This is a genomic window from Pseudodonghicola sp. (assembly GCF_048268305.1).
Taxonomy (GTDB): Bacteria; Pseudomonadota; Alphaproteobacteria; order Rhodobacterales; family Rhodobacteraceae; genus Pseudodonghicola.
In genome coordinates, this window is sequence record NZ_JBLWVT010000007.1 from 20,443 (window position 1) to 38,554 (window position 18,112).

The window sequence follows — 18,112 nt, forward strand, 5'->3', positions numbered from 1 at the left end:
TGGTTCGTTCGCGGCCCCGGAAATGCGGCGATACTGCTGCGGAGATGCGGCCCGGATGGATCTGTCGGGCAGGCTAGGGGGCAGGGTGGTCCGGGTCAATCAGTGAGGGGAAAAGCCCAGAATCAACAGGGCTTTCAAGGTGTCATGGTCGGAAAATCCCTGCCTCTTCGCCATATTCCGTCGACCCCAGAAACAATTCCGGGGCCTGGCGCGGCAGATAAGGGGGCATGGCTTTCCTGAGCCCACCGCAGCGGCTAGGGTCAGCCTCGCCATCGCCCACAGGAGAGCCGCCGCCGTGAAGATCGCCTATGTGCTGAACACCTATCCGATGCCGTCCCATTCCTTCATCCGGCGCGAACTCAGGGCGCTGGAGCGTGCCGGGGTGCCGGTGCTGCGTCTGGCGATGCGGCGCAGCGCGACGCCGCTGGTCGACCCGCAGGACAGGGAGGAGGCGGCGGCGACCGACTATGTGCTCGACCGTGGCGCGGGGCGGTTGCTGATCGGGCTGGCGGCCCGGGCTCTGCGGCATCCCGCGGCGACCTGGCGGGCGGTTCGCCTGGCGATGCAGGCCGGGCGCGCCTCGCCCGCCGGGCGGTTGCGTCATCTGATCTATCTGGCCGAGGCTGCCGAGGTGGCGCGCCGCTGTGCCGCCGAGGGGGTCGATCATGTCCACGCGCATTTTGGCACCAATTCCACCACGGTGGCGATGCTGGCGCAGGTGCTGGGCGGCCCCGGTTACAGCTTTACCGTCCACGGGCCCGAGGAATTCGACGCCCCCGCCGCGCTTTCCCTCGGTGACAAGCTGAACCGGTCGGCCTTTGCCGTCGGCATCAGCCAGTTCGGTCGCAGCCAGCTCTACCGCTGGGCCGATTTCGACACCTGGGGCCGCATCCGCGTGGTTCATTGCGGCATCGAGCCCGGCGCCTTTGCCGCGCCGCAGCCGCTGCCCGAGGGACCGATCCGCCTGGTGTCGATCGGGCGGTTCGCCGAACAGAAGGGGCAGATGATGCTGGTGCGGGCGATGGCGCGGCTGCGACCGCAGCATCCCGATCTGCACCTGGTGCTGGTCGGCGATGGCGAGATGCGCGGTGATCTGGAGCGCGCCATTGCCGACCACGGGCTGAGTTCGGCCGTCACCCTGACCGGCTGGCTGGACGAGGAGGGGGTCCGCGCCCAACTGGCGGCGGCGCATGCGATGATCCTGCCCAGCTTTGCCGAAGGCCTGCCGATGGTGATCATGGAGGCGATGGCCGCCGCCCGTCCGGTGATCGCCACCTATATTGCCGGCATTCCGGAACTGGTGCGCCCCGGTGATACCGGCTGGCTGGTGCCGGCGGGCGATGTGCAGGCCTTGGCCAATGCTGTGGCAGAGCTGGCGGCGACCCCCGCCACCCGGCTCGAGGCGATGGGCCAGGCCGGGCGCGCCCGGGTGCTGGCGCGCCATGACGTCGATATCGGGGCGGCCCGGCTGATCGCCTGCTTCTCTGCTGTGGCGGGCGACTGAGCGATCAGCGCCCGCGATCCCAGCGGCTGCGGTTATGATAAAGCGGCGACCGCACCGCCAGGGTGACGGCGGCATAGGCCAGAAACCCCAGCGGATCACGCAGGGCGAGGCGCAGGATCAACGCGGCACCAGGGCGGCCGACATCGGCGTTTTCCATCAGAGCGGGGAATTTCCCGGCCACCTCGTCGACACCGGCATTCTGCCGCCGCCGCACCCGCACCAGATTGGCGAACCCCTCGACCATCGGCCAGCTATAGCTGGCGTTGACCCGCACCCGTTCGTCGCGGGTGAAATTGAGCCGCGCGAAAGTGTCGTCCGAAATGATATCGGGCCAGTCACCCCAGCGCGCCCGCCCGGCGGCGCTCATGGCGAAGATGCCGAAACCCGGCGCTCCGGTGGTGACAAAGGGCAGCCGGGCCCAGAAGCGGGCGTAAAGATGGGTGATGCTGTTCTGTGCCGGCGAGACTCGCGGCGTGCCCCCGGCAAAGCGGGGGGCATCGGTCGCCAGCGCGGCGGCGATCTCTTTCAGCAGGGAGGGCGAGACGGTGACATCGGTGTCGAGATAGACCCGCACCGCAGCGCTGCCGGCCAGCTCGTCGCCGCGGTTCAGCGCCCGCAGCTTGCCGCCCTCTACCAATTCCTCGACCCGAAGGCGCCAGCCGCGCGCGGCAAAGCGATCGACCCAATTCCGCGCCCGCGCCGCGGTATCGTCGCGGCAGCCGTTCGGCACCACGATGATTTCGGCCTCCCAATCTTCGGGCAGCGGGTCGGAGCCGCAGAGCGCCCCGAGGCAGCCGTCGATCCAGGTACTTTCGTTATGGGCCGGCAGAATGATACTGAGGGTCTGGGTCATAGAAAGGCTCTGATCGCGTCCCAACGCGGATTGCTGTCCGAGAGAGAGCGCAGCGCCCCCCAGCTTCCCCATTTGCTGGGTTTGTTCACGTCTGAGAAGACGTTGAACAGCTTGCCCCCGGCCTTGGCCCAGCCATTGATCAGCTCGGTATACAGCATGCCCATCTCCGGCGTGTAGTTCAGATGGATGAAGAAATCGGTCAGATCCTCGGCATCGACCATCGGGCCTATTCCCACCACATGGGTGCCGCCTTCGTACATCACCAGATCGAGCCCCCATTTTTTCGCGACCTCCGCCTGATAGGGGAAGACCGTTGCGATCAGCCAGTTGAGCGAGCCTTCGGTCTCGCCGCTGGCCAGGCCGTCGCGCAGCTCGGCGGCGGCGAGCGCGGTGGCGGCATCGTATTTGTGAGCGGCGAGATAGGCGTCGCGCTCCTCTCCGCGTAGCCGCTTGGCGGCGGCGGCGCCCTCGGCCAGATCGCGGCTGTCGCTCAGCCATTGCCGGATCAGGGGCGCGCGGTCCTCCATCCCCAGGGGCGCGCCGAAATAGCCGGTGATCGCATAGGCGTCGAAGGCGCTGGCGATGCTTGGCGCATCGGGCTGCTCCTGGGCCAGCAGCGGCGGTTCGAAAATATCGCCCTCGAGCCCGAGCCAGCCGGTTTGCGACGAGATCACGTTGATCAGCCGGTCGCGCACGCCGGTCTCGTCGAAGACCCCGGCGCAGAGGCGGGCGACCTCGGCGGCGCGCAGCGCGTAATATTGTACCCAGGCATTGTCCTTGCCCCAGCGTTTCCTGGCCATCTCATCGGCCCAGCGGGCCTGGGGGAATTGCCAGTTCCAGACCTCGTTCGAGAATTCCACGTAGCAGCGCAGATCGTGCCACAGCGTATCGCGGGCCAATGCGGCAAACTGCTGGACGAAGTCGTCATCGGCGGTATGGGGGATGTTGAACCAGGCGTCGACCCCGATCCGGTTGGCCAGATCCAGCATCACCTCGGCCGGCACCCCACGCAGCCCATAGGTGTAATCGCTGACCTGCGGCCGGCTGCCCCAGGTGGTCTGCGGGGTTTCGTTGGTCAGCATCCAGTCCATGAAGCGGACCGCCTTGAAGCCGTCGAGGATACGCAGGAAATCCGGGTTGAAGGTGGCGCCGGCATCGAAGGCGCGCAGATGCTCCTCCCGCACGATGGTGATGTTGCGGACATGATCGCCGGTCTTGCTGCGGTCGGTGCGCTGGATGCGGATGATCACCGCGCCCTCACCCGGGGTGAAGTCAAAGCTCACCTCGTTGTGGCCATAACGGACGTTCTGGCTGCGGCCGCTGACCTCGACGATGCCATCGCCCTCGAAGCGCAGCACATAGCGCCCCTTGAGCGAGGCCGCGTCGTCGGGCAGGTCGTTCAGCACCACCGTGCCGATCGAGCTGAGCTCGGGCGGGATCGCCAACGGCCAGCCGTGGTCGTCCAGATAATCCGCCTGCGCCAGATCGGCGTGGCCGGCGCCGCCCCATTGGCCGGGCTTGTGGCCGATCCAGGTCCGCGCCGTCTTCATCACGTCGAGAAAGGGCTGCTCCGGGCTCCAGTCGTTGACGCCGTTCAGCCCGATGCACATCGGCATTGGCCCCAGCGGCTTGGCCGGCGCCGGCGCGTCCTGCGCAAAGGCGCGGGGGGCCGAGGTCAGGGCCAGCGGCGACAGCAGGGCGGATTGCAGCAGGGTGCGGCGTCTCATTGGGCGACTCCGGTCTTGGGATAGGTGGTCACGATCTGCCAGACGGTGTCCTGCATGGCGCGGGCGGCCTCGGCGTCGGGGGCGATGGCGGGGGTGCCGTCGGCGCGGGCCAGCGCATGGGGCAGGCCCAGCGGAGAACGCCCATAGAGCACGGCGTAATGGGTCAGCGCCACCAGGTAATTGCCCAGATCGCCGGGGTGGATCGGATCGGGGGTGCCATCGGGTTGCCGGGCGAAGAGATCTTCGCGCCGCTGGATATTGCCGATGCCGCCCTCGGCCTCCAGCCGCCTGACGAAGGCGGCCATCACCTGGCCCGCCGGGATCACATGGGCCGGGCGGTGACTGGTGTCATGGGCCAGGTCGGGCAGCAGCAGCTTGCCCTCCCACAGCTCGGGGAGGTCGCGGTCGAGCCGGTCGAGCCAGCCCTCGGCGGTGTCGAGCGGGTGCCAGGTCTCGTAGAGATAGACCCGGGTGGAGGGCGCGGCGGCGCGCGCCAGATCGGCCCATTTCTGGAAAGAATGCGGGCTGTCGTGATAGCGGATGGCATCGCGCAGCTCGACCATCTCGGTCAGGATGACGGCATCGTAATCGCCCGATCCGATGGCCTCGCGCGCCGGGCGGAAGTGCGGGGTGGCATTCTCTGCCTCGAAGCCTTTGATCGGCAGGCCGGGCTCCCAATGCTCCCTCAGCGAGGTGCCCCAGCCCAGTTGCAGATCATAGCGATGGCCGGGGCCGGCAAGCTGCGCCAGCATCGCCGGCATGTCGCGGCCGACCAGGCTGTGACCCAGGTGATAGACGGTGAGCGGATGGTCGGGCGGCGGCAAGGGGGCGGCATAGGCGGCGGCGATCTCTGCCGCATCGGGCAGGCGCGGACGCGACCGCAGCGCCCAGAAGGCGGCGGCGAAGATCACGGCGGCAAGGGTAACAAGAAAAATCGTACGCAAAAGCATCTGTCGGCGGGCCTCAGGTGGGTTGGGTCACGTCGGCATGGTGTTATCTAGGGTGTCGACACATGAATTTCACCTTCGCAAGGCCATGGTCGTGAGGATCAGCCCCAAGGCAAGGCCGAAGCGCCCCGGCAGGCGGGTGCCCGCCGCGAAAGGCGGCACCTCATGCAGAAACCGCGCGGTGAAGGTCCCGCTGGTCTGCGGCGCCTCGGCGTCGAAGAGGATCTCAAGCGTCTGAAACCCGAACACCTGGCGCGAGGCGGGGTATTGCGCCTTATAGGCGCATTCCTTGGCGCTGAAGATCAGCTTGGCCGCAAGGCCCCGCTGCGCCTCGGGCAGGGGGGCGAGGCGTTCGGCCTCCGCTTCGGTGCAGATCGCCGGGATCAGGTCGAGCGGCAGCGGCGTCGCCTCCTCGAGATCGAGACCAAGCGCGGCGAAGCTGCGCGCCTCCGCCACTGCGGCGAGGCAGGTGGTGGTGCAATGGCTGATCGTTCCCACCAGCTCCGCGGGCCAGACCGGGGCGCGGTCGATCCCGTGGGGAATGGCCCGCGCCGGTTGGCCGAGCTGCGCCATGGCGTGCCGCGCCGCAGTCCGTCCGGCGGCGAATTCGCGCAGCCGTTCCGGGCGCGGCCGGTCCAGCCCCGCGCGCTCCTCGGGCCAGGCGGCAGGCTGCGGCACGCGCGGATCGGTCTCGGCCAGCGCAACGCCTGCCGGAAACAGCCCCCGCGCCAGGATCAGCGCGGAGGGTTGCGCCGCGGGTCTTCGGACCGGGGCGTTCATCCCGCGCGCATCCGCCGACGGTCGCGCATGGCGCGGCGCTTGGACATGGTTTCGCTGCGATCCGCCTCGTCGATCGGCTCCGGCCCCTCGGGCTCGGGGCTGCCGCCACCAAGATGCGCCGCCAGCCCGCCAAGGGTGGGGAAGCGGAAGATATCGGTGATCGACAGATCGGGCCGGCTCAGCGTGCTGCGGATTTCCCGATGCGCCTGCACCGCCAGCAGCGAATGGCCGCCGAGACCGAAGAAATTATCCTCCACCGTGATCTCGGCGGCATTGAGGCCGAGGATCCGGGCCCAGATCGCCGCGATCTGCGCCTGGGCGCCGCCGGTGACCGGAGCGGCGGCCTCGGAGGTGACGCTGGCGGCAATGGCCGGGCGCAACTGCCGGGTGACCTGCGGCGCCGGCAGCGCCTTGCGGTCGATCTTCTTGTTCGGTGTCAGCGGGAAGGTGTCGAGCCGGACGATATGGGCGGGCACCATCACCTCGGGCAGGTGCCGCGCCAGCTCGGCGCGCAGCACCGCCTCGTCGATCGCCCCATCGGCGGTGACATAGCCCACCAGCCTGAGATCGCCGGGCGCCATCTGCCGCGCCACCACCACGGCGGCGCTCACGCCCGGCCAGGCGGCCAGGGCCGCCTCGATCTCGCCCAACTCGATGCGCTGGCCGCGAATCTTGACCTGGTGGTCAGTGCGGCCGAGGAAATCGAGCTTGCCGTCGATCCGCCAGCGCACCAGATCGCCGGTGCGATACATGCGCAGCGGCTCAGGCCCGGTCAGGCCGATCTCGGCAGCGAAGGGATCGGCGGGGAAGCGTTCCGCCGTCAGGTCCTCGCGTTCCCAATAGCCGCGGGTCACCCCGGCGCCGCCGATATAAAGCTCTCCCGGAACCCCGATGGGGGCGGGGCGGCCGGTCTCGTCCAGCACGTAGACGCCGGTATTGGCGATCGGCGTGCCGACGTTGACGGTGCCGCGCGGGGCGGGGCCCACCGCCTCGCAGGTCGACCAGATGGTGGTTTCGGTCGGGCCGTACATGTTGAGGATCTGCGCCCCGGTGCATTCGCGCAGATCGGCGACCAGATCGCCCGGCAGCGCCTCGCCCCCGACCAGCAGATGCTTGACCCGGCCAAGCGCCAGCCGCGCCTCGTCGTTCATGGCGATCATCCGCGCCATCGAGGGGGTGCATTGCATATGGGTGGCGTTGTGGCGGATGATCTGCGCGGCGAGCGAGAAATCGTCCGCCTCGGGTTCACTGGGCGCATTGGCTCGCTTCAGCACCTGGGCCAGCGGCTTCAGCCCTTCGAGCACCAGATCGGGGGCGATGCCATAGTCGATCAGACAGGCGATCTCGTCCACGCCGATGCGCTTGAGCTGTTCGACCCGGGCCAGACCGTCGGCCACCGTGCCGAAGAGGCCGGACTCCTCGAAATACCGCTCGAAGGCGAAATCGAGGATCGCCTCCAGCTCTTCCGCGCCCAGCATGCCCAGATCCATGTCGAAGGCATTGCTCACCCCCTTGGGTTTCTTGAAGGCGGGGAAGGCCCAGGCGTATTGCTTGATCAGCGCGGCGGCGGAGCGGAGATAGTCCTTCATCGGCCCGCGGGCGACCTCGGCCGCCTGCTCGCGGGTCTCGGCCAGATAGCTGTGCAGCATCAGGGTGACGGTGAAGTCGGCCGGATCATGGCCGGCCTCGCGCAGGGCGGCGTGATAGAGGCGGATCTTCTCGCCCACCTCCTCGATCGACTGGCCCAGCAGGTGGGTCAGCACATTGGCGCCGATGCGGCCGGCCTCGATCCAGGTTTCGGGGTTGCCGGCGGTGGTGACCCAGATCGCCAGTTCCTTCGACACCGGCCGCGGCTGGGTGACCACGGCGTGCATTGATCCGTCGGCCTTGGGGAATTCAACCGCCTCGCCACGCCAGAGCTTGCGCAGGGTTTCGATGGTGGCGAACATCGCCGGCTTGTTGTGCGGCGGCGTGTTCTCGGGGCGCAGGATGAAATCGTCGGGTTGCCAGCCCGAGGCGATGCCAAGCGCCACCCGTCCGTTGGTCAGGTTGTCGATCACCGCCCATTCCTCGGCGATGCGCGCGGGATGGTGCAGGGGGGCGACGCAGCTTCCCGCGCGCACGGCGATGTTCTGGGTCACCGCCGCGACGGCGGCGCCGGTCACGGCGGGGTTCGGATAGGGGCCGCCGAAGGCGTGGAAGTGGCGCTCCGGCGTCCAGACCGCGTTGAAGCCGTTGGCATCGGCGAATTTGGCGCCTTCCAGCAGCAATTCGTATTTCTTCGGGCCGACGCCGTCGTCATTGCCCCAATACATCAGGTTGAAGTCGATCCGCCGATCGCTCACCGCCAGCGGGCCTTTCGAGACCACGGCGCGGTTCTCGTCTCCAGAAAGCACCAGCTTGAAGCCGCGCGCCAGCGTCCAGAACAGTTCCAGCACCGAGATATCGAAGCTGAGGCTGGTCACCGCGAACCAGGTGCCGTTTTCCGGCACGCCGATGCGGTCGTCCATGCCGGCGAAGAAGTTCGACACGTTGCGATGTTCGACCATCACCCCCTTGGGCAGGCCGGTGGAGCCGGAGGTATAGATCAGATAGGCCAGATCAGCGCCGCTGGCGCCGCCGTCGACATTGGCGGCCTCGGGTCCGAGGCCTTCGACCTTGAGGATCTGCGCCGCATGTTCGGGCAGATCGCCCTCGAGCCCTGCGGAAGTGACGATCACCTGCGCCCGGCTGTCGCGGATGTAATGGGCGATGCGGTCGGCCGGATAGACCGGGTCGAGCGGCACATAGGCGCCGCCGGCCTTGAGGATGCCGAGCGCCGCAATCACCAGCTCGGGCGAGCGATTGAGGAACAGACCCACATGCGCGCCGGGCGCCACCCCCATGCCGCTGAGCGCGGCGGCGACGCCATTGGCGCGGGCGTTCAGTTCGGCATAGCTCAGGCTCTGGTCCTCGAAGACCAGCGCGGTGGCCTCGGGGGTCTTCTCGACCTGCAGCTCGAAGGCGCGATGGATGGTCAGCTCGGGGTCGAAGGCCGCCTGGGTGGCGTTCCAGCTTTCCACCGTCTTGCGCCGTTCCGAGGCGGGCAGGATATCGAGCGCCCCCAGAAGGCTGTCATCGGCCATGGCGGCAATGGTGGCAAAGGCCTTTTCCAGCCGGCGGGCCAGCAGCTCGGCCGCGTCCTCGTTCAGCCGGGTCTTGTCGATATAAAGCGTCGCGCGTTCGTCCCGCAGGGAGACGGTGGCGATGCTGTCGGGTACCGGGCCGGTGCCGCACAGCCCCAGCGCGATCCCCGGCGCGCCGGCCCAGGTGATCTGCGGGTCGCGGGCGATCAGGTCGCGGGCGATACCGCCGGCCGCGGCCATGTCCCGCGCGGTGGCCAGCGCCTGCCCGGTCTCGGCCAGGGTGGCGCCGTTGCGGACTTGCAGCGGCACCCAGCCGGAGACATAGCCTGGCGCCAGTTGCTCCGAGGCGACGACGGCGGGGGTGGTCAGGGCCACATCGGCGAAGTCCTCGCCGCTGCTGGACAATCCCCAGGCCAGCGCCGCCAGCGCCGCGCGCTCGGGGTTGAGCCCGTCCGGCAGGGCGATGCGCAGGGCGTCCCACTCTGGCGCCGCCGTGGCGGCATGGGCCAACGGCACCGGCATCGGATGCATCGCCGCCAATGCCCGGCGCCATTGCGCCTTGTCGCGGATCGCGGCGGAGATCGCGTTGGTCAGATGCGAGGCCTGGGTGGCATCGGGCGAGGGGAGGGAGGCACCGGGGCTGACCAGATCGGTGGCGGTGAGGGCGATGCCCTCGGGGGTGGTGAGCGCCGACAGCCGCAGCGCGCCTTCGCTGGTCGCAACCGTGAGCCCCTGGCCGTCGACCGCCATCACCGTGCCGGGCAGGCCCTGCGCCGGCCCCGCCAGATCGGCCGTGCCGACCAGAACCACCTGACCTGCGATCTCGATCTTCGGGCAGGCGATCGGGTTCCAGTAGCCGCCGAAATCCAGGGCGCGCACCAAGGCCGCCAGTTGATTGGCCGGGCGGTGGAAATTCAGCCGGGCCGCCGCCTCGGGCCGGGCATCGCGGGGGTAATAGCTGCGCAGGCTCAGATCCTGCACCTGCCGGTCGGGCGCGCCGGTCTCGAGCTGGGCGATCAACCGCGGGAAGCTGTCCATCGCCGCGGCATAGCATTTCGAGTTCAGGGTGAAGGCGGTGTCCTCGGGCGCGATGGCGACCGGCTCCTGCACCAGGATGTCGCCCTCGTCGATGCCGCCTTCGATCATGTGCCAGGTGATGGCGTAATCGGTCTCTTCGTTGATCAGCGCCCAGACCGGGGCGTTCAGCCCGGCATAGCGCGGCAGCGGACCGTCATGGAAGTTGACCGCGCCCTTGGCGGGCAGCGCCAGAACGACGTCCGGGATCACGTTGAGGTTGGCGATGGACAGCAGCCAGTCGAAATCGCCCGCGCCGAACCGCTCTGCCAGCATGGCGATCTTGGTTTCGACCGGCAGACCCAGACCTTCGGCCCAGGTGCGGATATCGGGATCGCGCGAGACCACGGCGCGGATGGTGTGGCCGGCGTCGCGCAGGGCGTCGCCGCAGCCGATCAGGAGGGATTCGTTACCAATCAATACACAGGAAAAAGCGGTCATTTGCTGTCCTCAACGAGGGGTGGCGGTAAAAGGCGAGACGGGCGCGCGGGGTTTGAGCCCCGGCCCGACACTATGGGCGACGAGATCGCGCAGGAAATGATCTGGATCAGCCTGCGGCTTGCCCTGCAGCAGCCGGCGCAGGCCCCAGACCGATTGTCCGGCCACCCGGGCCAGCGTCGCGGCCAGGGCATAGGCGGCCCCATGGGTCTTGGTGAAGTAATAGCGGCGCGAGTCGAACCAATACCCCGGGGTCCGGCTCCAGCGCTTCATGCCGGTGGAGACGGAGCCCAGATGCATGATCCGGCTTTCGGGGACGAACCAGCATTGCCAGCCGGCCTGCGCCGCCCGATGGCAAAGCTCGGTCTCCTCGTAATAGAGGAAGAAGGTCTCGTCGAAGCCGCCGATCTGGTGGATCATCTCGGCCCGCAGCATCAGGCTGGCGCCGGCGGTCCAGTCGATCTGCGTCGCCCGATCGGGGACCGGCAGGGCAATGATGGAATTCTTCAGCAGACGCGAGAAGACGCCGGTGCGCGCCGCCGTCTCGAACTCTCCGGCGGCGGAGGGGAAGCGGAAGGCGGTCTGATGTGGCGCGCCGTCCTCGCCATAGACGAAGCTGCCGGCGAACCCGGCCTTGGGGTGGGCGATCAGGAAATCGCGCAGCGCGGCGATGGTGCCGGCCTCGGGAAAGGCGTCGGAGTTCAGCAGGTAATAGAAATCCGGCGCCGCACCAGAGGCGAGGCCGGCGGCCATGCCGACATTCATCCCCGCGCCGAAGCCGCCGTTATGGTCCGAGGCGATCACCCTGAGCCGGCCGGAGGCGAGCCATCCGCGCGCCTCGGCCGCCGCGCGGATGGTCTCGAACGATCCGTCGCCGGAATCGTTGTCGACGATCACGATCTCGCCGGCGACATGCTCCATGGCGATCAGCGCCGCCTCGGCCGACCGCAGGGTCAGATCGGGGGTGCGGAAGTTCAGAAGCACGGTCAGGACAGTGGGGGCGGTCATCGTCATCACTCCGCCGCCTGCCGATGGTCGCCCGAAACCTCGGGGCTGTCGGGCGGCAGCCCGGCCTCGGCCTTGTCGATAAAGGTCTTCATCTTCTCGGCCAGCACGCTGACATTCGGGACCAGCACCATGGAATCGTGATCCCCCGGTACCTCGACCACCTGGGTGCGCGGCACGTGGGCGGTCCATTGGTTGTCGTCGAAGACATATTCGCGCGCCGCGCTCACCCAATTGCCGCCCGACACCTTCCAGTGCCGGTCGAGCGGCGGGCGGAACAGCACCATCGGCCCGTTCCAGGGCTTGAGGTCATAGGCGGTCAGCGAATCGCGGAAGGCGGCTTCGATCTTTTCGTTGTTGAAGCTGGTGCCGGTGCTGACCAGCGCCGGGGCGCCACGACGCTTCTGCAGTTCCCAACGGATGCGGTTGCCGGCCCATTCGCTCAGGTATCCGGCACCCTTGCGGCGCAACTCCTGCAGCTTGATCAGCGCCTTGTCCTGCGAACTGAGCGTTGGGCGGACGGGCAGGGGCGTATCCAGCATGACCAGCAGCGCCACCTTTTCACCCGCCGCTTCAAGCTGGCGCGCGATCTCATAGGCGGTGATGCCGCCGCCCGAGAAGCCGCCCAGCAGATAGGGCCCATGCGGCTGCACCTGGCGCAGCTCGGCGATGTAATCGGCGGCGGCCTCCTCCATCCGGTGGTGCGGCTCGTCGCCGCCGATCAGCCCGCGCGCCTGCAGCCCCCAGACCGGCCGGTCGCGGCCCAGCATCAGCGCAAGATGGCGCAGGTTCAGCACGTTGCCGAACATGCCGGCGACCAGGAAGAACGGGGTGCGGGCCGCGGCGCCACCCTTGTGCAGCGCCACCAGATGGGTGAAGGCCGGGGCGGCCTCTGCCTGCGGCGGAGTCTCACCTTCCACGGCCTCGCCAGTCACCCCGGTGCGCGCGGCGATGAGCCCGGCCAGCGCGGCGACGCTCGGCGCCTCGAACAGGGTGGCGAGCGGGAATTCGACGTTATAGAGCCGGCTGATCCGGGCGAAGAGCCGCACGGCGATCAGCGAATGGCCGCCAAGGTCGAAGAAGCTGTCGTTCACCCCGACCCGCGCCACCCCGAGAAGCGAGGAGAAGAGACCGGCTAGGGTCTTTTCCACCTCGGTCGCGGGGGCGACATAATCGGTGTCCAGATCGGGGCGATCAAAGCTTTGCGCCTCGTCCGGTTTCGGCGCGCTGACCCTTGCGGCCTGGGTGATCAGCGCCGGCAGGTCGAGCGTGCTGATCAGCACCTGCGGCGCCCCCAGCGCCAGCGCCCGGCGCAGCGCCTCGGGCCCTTCCTCGGGGCGGATGCCTTGGGTGATATTGTGCCGCAGCCGCTGTTCCTCGGGGCTGAGCGGCGCGTCGTGCGACGCCGCCACCAGCCCGAGATCGGCGGCCTGCGCATCGGGTTTACTGGGCGCGGTGAACTCCAGCGTGCCGGCGGTGCGGGTCATCTGGAAGCCTTCGATCTCGACACAGACATTGCCCTCAGGGTCGGTCAGGGTGACATCGAAGCTGGCGAAACCCTCCGCCGCAGCGCTGCCCGGGGTCAGCCGCATCCAGCTGCGGATCTCGCCCGGCAGGGGGGCGAAGACGCGGATGGCGCGATAGCTGACCGGCACCCAGAGGGCGCCGTCGTCATAGCCCGGCGCCAGCGCGATGGCCCAGCCGGTGGCGAGGTCGAGCAGCCCCGGATGCATCAGATAGCCCTTGGCCAGATCGCCCCGGCACTGTTGTGGCAGGCTCAGCGTGGCGAGCCCTTCGCCCGCGCCCATGGCACGACGGCGCAGCACCTGCCAGCGCGGGCCGAAGCGCAGATGCGCCTCTTGCGGGGAATGCAGGCACTCCTCCGGTCCCGCCAGCTCCGGCGCGCCGCAGCGCGCGGCGATCGCGGCCAGATCGAGCGGCGCGGGGCGGGCCAGATCGGCGCGGGGCAGGATCTGCGCCTGGGCGTTCAGCTCGTACCCCGCGGCCTCTTCGGCGCCGAGGGCGGAATGCACGGTCAGGTTCAGGCTCGCCTCGTCGGCCTCCAGCCGCAGGACGGCGCGGCGGGGCTGGTCGTTCGCCACCCGCAGCGGTCTGAGGAAATAGAGATCGCGGATCTCGTAAGGCGCGGCGATGCCCTGGGCCGCCATCGCCTCTGCCGCCAGTTCGATATAGCCGGTCCCGGGCAACAGCGCCTCGCCCGCGGCGGTGCGGTGCTGGTCGAACACCCAGGTCTCCTGCGCGTCATAGGTCGACACGAACAGGCGATTGCCGGCGGCATCAAAGCCGGTCTCGCGCAACAGCGGCTGGTCGCACTCCACCCGCTCGCTCGGCTTGCCGGCGCTGTCGCGGGCGGACATGGCATCGGCCGCCATGCCGACCTGCGACCAGACGCCCCAATCGACCGCCATCACCCGCGTCGCGGCGCCCTTGCGGCCCTGGGCGAAGGCGTTGAGATATTCGTTCGCCGCCACATAGTCGATCTGCCCCGCCGGTGCCGTCGCGGTGGAGGAGGAGGAGAACAGCACCATCACCTCGACCATCCCGTCGGGGAAGAGGGTGTCGAGCACCCTGAGGCCGGTGACTTTCGGCGCGAAGACCTGGGCGACGCCGCTTTCGGTCTTGGCGAGGATGGGGCCATCGTCGATCTGGCCGGCGGCATGGATCACCCCGGTCACCGCGCCAAAGCGCTCCTCGGCCTCGGCCACTGCGGCGCGCATGCGGTCGATGTTGCAGACATCCGCCGCGATCGCCATCACCGCGCCCTGGCCGATCGCCTCAAGTTCCTGCAGCGCGCGGATGCGGCGGGCGGTGCGGTCGCCGGGGGCATGGCTGGCGAGATAGCCCGCCCAATCGTCGCGGGCGGGCAGGGGATCGCGGGCCAGCAGGATCACATTGGCGCCGTGGTCGCGCATCAGCTCGGCCGCCAGCGTCAGCCCGATGCCGCCGAAGCCGCCGGTGATCAGATAGGTGCCGCCAGCCTTCCAGACCGGCGCGGCGCTGTCCTCCAGCGGCAGCGGTCGCCAACTGCGGATATAGCGTTTCTCGCCCCGCCGCAGCGCCACCTCGGTGCCGGGCTCGGCCAGCAGTTCTTCCAATGCCTGCGACACCAGAGGCGTCAGATCGGCCGGGGCCGCTTCGCCGCCGAGTGCGGCAAGAAGGCGCTTTGGTGCCGCCTCGGGCAGGGTGATATCGACCGAGGCGAGGGTGATCCCCGGCATCTCGTGCGGGATCACGCCCACCGGGCCGGCGATCAGCGCCTTTTCGGGATAGGCCAGCCCTTCGTCGTCCAGCTGCGCCGCGCCATTGGTGAAGGCGACCACATGCACCGGATGTTCCAGCTCTGCGCCGCCAAGCGCCTGCGCCAGATACATCAGGCTGAAGAACCCCTGTTCCAGCATCCGGTCATAGAACGACCCGCCGGGGCGGTGGCTTTCGTCCCGGGTGACCAGCCAGAAATGCCCGATCCGCGTCGGGCTGCGGCCGGCCTCGGCCAGATCGGCCAACAGGCTATCATAGCCGAAGCGGCCCTGTTCGGGCGGCAGTTGATAATGATCCTCGGAGAGCTTGGCATAGGTGTCGCCGGCGGTCACGCGGGTCACGCTCTGGCCGGCTTCGCTCAGTCGCCGGATCACCTTCGACGCCAGGCCCGCGTCATCCTCGAAGATCAGCCAGGTCTGCGCCCCGGCCTCGGCCAGATCGCGGTCCACGTCGATCTCGCAATCCGCCGGGCGCGGCCGCCAGGCCGGGCGATAGCCCCAGCGCGACATCTCCTCGATGCGGGAAAGCGACACCTCGCCCTCCACCGTCACCTGCGGCTTGCCGGGCTCGATGAAATAACGGTTCGACTGGAAGGCATAGGTCGGCAGCGGCAGCCGGTGGCGCTTGGTCTCGCCCCAGATCTGATCCCAGTCGGCTTCGATGCCGCAGGCCCAGAGCCGGCCGATGCCGGACAGGAAATAGGCGTCGTCGGCGATCTCCTGCTGCGGGTGGCGCAGCGAGCTGATCACCTGACCCGAGCCCACCGCATCGTTCATCTGCGCCAGAGAGCTGAGCGCCTTGCCCGGCCCGACCTCGAGGAAGACGCGTTTCTTGCCCTGCGCCAGGGTGGTGATGCAGTCGTTGAACCGCACGGTATTGCGCAGCTGGCCGACCCAATAGTCGGGATCGGTCGCCTGTTCGGCACTCAGGACCGCGCCAGTGCGGTTCGACATCACCTTCATCGTCGGCGCCGACAGCGGGATCGACCGCAGGAAGGCGCCGAACTCTGCCAGGATCGGGTCGAGCATGCGCGAATGCGCTGCGATGTCGATCTGCACCCGCTGGTGGTCGACCTCTCGCGCGGTCAGGGTTTTCGACAGGGCGTCGAGCGCCGCCTGCGGTCCGGAGACGGCGCAGAGCCGGGGGGCGTTGACGCTGGCGATGTCCAGATCGTCGCCGATCAACTCGCGCAGCTCGGCCTCGGGCAGCGACACGCTCAGCATGCCGCCGGCGGGCACGGTATCGAACAGCCGCCCGCGCAGCAGCACCAGGTCGATGCAATCCTCGAACGACATCACGCCGGCCAGACAGGCGGCGGTATTCTCGCCCATCGAATGGCCGACCAGGGCAGAGGGGCGGGCGCCCCAGCTCATCCACAATTGGGCCAGCGCATATTCGACGATCATGATCAGCGGCAGCTGCACCGAGGGGCGTGTCAGCGTCCGGTCGGCCTCGGACTGCGCCGCCTCATCCTCCGGCAGCCAAAGCGCGCGGATGTCGAAATCGAGCTTGGGTTCCAGATGGTCGAGGCCGCGATCCATCCAGTCGGCAAAGACCGGCTCGGTCTCGTAAAGATCGCGGGCCATGCCGGCATATTGGGCGCCGCCGCCGGGGAACATGAACATCAGCTCCGGCGCGGTGCCGAGCCGGTCGTGGGTGAAGACCTTGCGCGGGTCGTTTTCCTCCAGCAGCCGGGCGGCCTCCTCGGCGCTCTCGGCGACCAGCACCCGGCGCTTGTCGAACCCGCGGCGCCCTTCCTTCAGGGTGAAGGCGACATCGGCGAGCGACAGATCGGGGTTGGCGCGCAGATGCGCCGCCAGCGCGCGGGAATTGGCATCGAGCGCGGCACGGGTGCGGCCGGAGAGGCAAAGGATCTGGAAGGGAAACTCGCTCTCCTCCGAGGGGGCGCGTTCCGGCGCCTCCTCAAGGATCGCATGGGCATTGGTGCCGCCGACGCCAAGCGCGTTGATGCCGGCGCGGCGCGGGCCCTTGTGCGACTGCCAGGGCAGCAGCCGGTCGGCGACCTGGAACGGCGAATGGTCGAAATCAATCGCCGGGTTCGGCGCCTCATAGCCCAGCGAGGGCGGGATTTCCCCGTGTTTCAGCGCCAGCGTGGTCTTGACCAGACCGGCGACGCCGGCGGCGGTATCCAGATGGCCGATATTGGTCTTGACCGAACCGATGCGGCAAAAGCCGGTCTCGGTCGTCTCCTTGCGATAGGCCTCGGTCAGGGCGGAAACCTCGATCGGGTCGCCCAGATAGGTGCCGGTGCCGTGGCATTCGACGTAATCAATGGTGTCGGCCGGCACGCCGGCGGCCTTCAGCGCCAGCGTCACCGCCTGCGACTGACCGTCGACCGAGGGGGCCAGATAGCCCGCCTTGGCGGCGCCGTCGTTGTTGACGGCGGTGCCCTTGATCACCGCCCAGATGTGATCGCCATCGGCAATCGCATCCTCCAGCCGCCGCAGCGCCACCGCGCCGGCGCCAGAGCCGAAGACGGTGCCCTGCGCCCGGTGGTCGAAGGCATGGCAATGGCCGTCGGGCGACAGGATCTCGTTTTCCTTGTAGATATAGCCACGGCCCTGCGGCAGCTCGATGGTCACGCCACCGGCCAGCGCCATGTCGCATTCCCGCTCGCGCAGCGCCTTGCAGGCGTAATGCACCGCGACCAGCGAGGTCGAGCAGGCGGTCTGCAGGTTGATCGAGGGGCCCTTGAGGTCGAACACATGGCTGACCCGGGTCGACAGGAAATCCTTGTCGTTGCCGGTGTGGCGCAGCAGGAACATGCCCACGTCCTGCACCAGCCCGGGATTGGAGCAGATGTTGAAATAGAAATAGCTGCCCATGCCGCAGCCGGCATAGACACCGATCGGTCCGGCGATGGTCTCGGGCGGGTGGCCGGCATCCTCCATCGCCTCCCAGGCGACTTCGAGGAACTTGCGGTGCTGCGGATCGAGGATCGAGGCCTCCTTCGGGGAAAATCCGAAGAATTCCGGGTCGAACATCGCGTAATCGTCCAGCGGCGCGGCGGCGGGGACGTAATTGGGATCCGCCATCAACGCCGGATCCTCGCCATTGGTGAGCAGCTCTTCCTCGCTCAGCCGGACGATGGATTCCGTCCCGCTGCGCAGATTGGCCCAGAAGGCGCCTGCAGAGCCTGCGCCGGGCACCCGGACAGAAAGACCGACGATGGCGATATCGCCGCTGCTGATATGGTTCTCGTTCGACGTCATAGAGTGACCAAACGCTCCGCTTTACCCCACGTTGGCCCCCACCCGCGTCAGAGAATAGACACAGGGGCAGGCTGCCAACAGTCAATCTTTCAAGGGTGCCCGACCGTCACCCCTAACACCTTGTTTCGGATCGGAAAAACTTCCAGA

Annotated in this window: 8 protein-coding genes; 1 reads left to right on the plus strand and 7 read right to left on the minus strand. The window is 68.4% G+C overall.

The window, feature by feature from the left end:
* Window positions 1-295: 295 nt before the first annotated feature.
* A complete protein-coding gene (locus ACN0V4_RS13800) occupies window positions 296-1,504 on the plus strand; it encodes a glycosyltransferase (protein ID WP_417677048.1) in 1,209 nt (402 codons plus the stop codon).
* Window positions 1,505-1,508: 4 nt separating this feature from the next.
* Here the strand turns inward: ACN0V4_RS13800 and ACN0V4_RS13805 are convergent, their stop codons facing one another.
* From ACN0V4_RS13805 to ACN0V4_RS13835, 7 genes are all read right to left on the minus strand, one after another.
* On the minus strand, window positions 1,509-2,357 hold the full coding sequence (locus tag ACN0V4_RS13805; protein ID WP_417677050.1) for a glycosyltransferase: 849 nt from the start codon (window positions 2,355-2,357) through the stop codon (window positions 1,509-1,511).
* Window positions 2,354-4,084: a hypothetical protein gene (locus ACN0V4_RS13810; RefSeq protein WP_417677052.1), complete on the minus strand. Its 1,731-nt coding sequence runs from the start codon at window positions 4,082-4,084 to the stop codon at window positions 2,354-2,356. The genes ACN0V4_RS13805 and ACN0V4_RS13810 overlap by 4 nt, the downstream gene beginning before the upstream one ends.
* Complete coding sequence (locus ACN0V4_RS13815; RefSeq protein ID WP_417677054.1) at window positions 4,081-5,034, minus strand: hypothetical protein; 954 nt, start codon at window positions 5,032-5,034, stop codon at window positions 4,081-4,083. The genes ACN0V4_RS13810 and ACN0V4_RS13815 overlap by 4 nt, the downstream gene beginning before the upstream one ends.
* A 69-nt stretch (window positions 5,035-5,103) precedes the next feature.
* A complete protein-coding gene (locus tag ACN0V4_RS13820; RefSeq protein WP_417677056.1) occupies window positions 5,104-5,811 on the minus strand; it encodes a 4'-phosphopantetheinyl transferase family protein in 708 nt (235 codons plus the stop codon).
* On the minus strand, window positions 5,808-10,451 hold the full coding sequence (locus ACN0V4_RS13825) for a MupA/Atu3671 family FMN-dependent luciferase-like monooxygenase (protein WP_417677058.1): 4,644 nt from the start codon (window positions 10,449-10,451) through the stop codon (window positions 5,808-5,810). Before ACN0V4_RS13825 ends, ACN0V4_RS13820 begins: the two co-directional genes overlap by 4 nt.
* 9 nt (window positions 10,452-10,460) lie before the next feature.
* On the minus strand, window positions 10,461-11,456 hold the full coding sequence (locus tag ACN0V4_RS13830; RefSeq protein WP_417677060.1) for a glycosyltransferase family 2 protein: 996 nt from the start codon (window positions 11,454-11,456) through the stop codon (window positions 10,461-10,463).
* Between the two features lie 5 nt (window positions 11,457-11,461).
* Window positions 11,462-17,965 carry a type I polyketide synthase gene (locus tag ACN0V4_RS13835; RefSeq protein WP_417677062.1) on the minus strand — a complete coding sequence of 2,168 codons (6,504 nt, stop codon included), beginning with the start codon at window positions 17,963-17,965 and terminating at the stop codon, window positions 11,462-11,464.
* Window positions 17,966-18,112: the final 147 nt, after the last annotated feature.

What these genes read in the sequence shown, in the direction of transcription:
- ACN0V4_RS13825 (WP_417677058.1), bottom strand. Translation starts at nt 10,451, where the DNA reads ATGACCGCTTTTTCCTGTGTATTGATTGGTAACGAATCCCTCCTGATC.
- ACN0V4_RS13820 (WP_417677056.1), bottom strand. Translation starts at nt 5,811, where the DNA reads ATGAACGCCCCGGTCCGAAGACCCGCGGCGCAACCCTCCGCGCTGATC.
- ACN0V4_RS13835 (WP_417677062.1), bottom strand. Translation starts at nt 17,965, where the DNA reads ATGACGTCGAACGAGAACCATATCAGCAGCGGCGATATCGCCATCGTC.
- ACN0V4_RS13805 (WP_417677050.1), bottom strand. Translation starts at nt 2,357, where the DNA reads ATGACCCAGACCCTCAGTATCATTCTGCCGGCCCATAACGAAAGTACC.
- ACN0V4_RS13830 (WP_417677060.1), bottom strand. Translation starts at nt 11,456, where the DNA reads ATGACCGCCCCCACTGTCCTGACCGTGCTTCTGAACTTCCGCACCCCC.
- ACN0V4_RS13810 (WP_417677052.1), bottom strand. Translation starts at nt 4,084, where the DNA reads ATGAGACGCCGCACCCTGCTGCAATCCGCCCTGCTGTCGCCGCTGGCC.
- ACN0V4_RS13815 (WP_417677054.1), bottom strand. Translation starts at nt 5,034, where the DNA reads ATGCTTTTGCGTACGATTTTTCTTGTTACCCTTGCCGCCGTGATCTTC.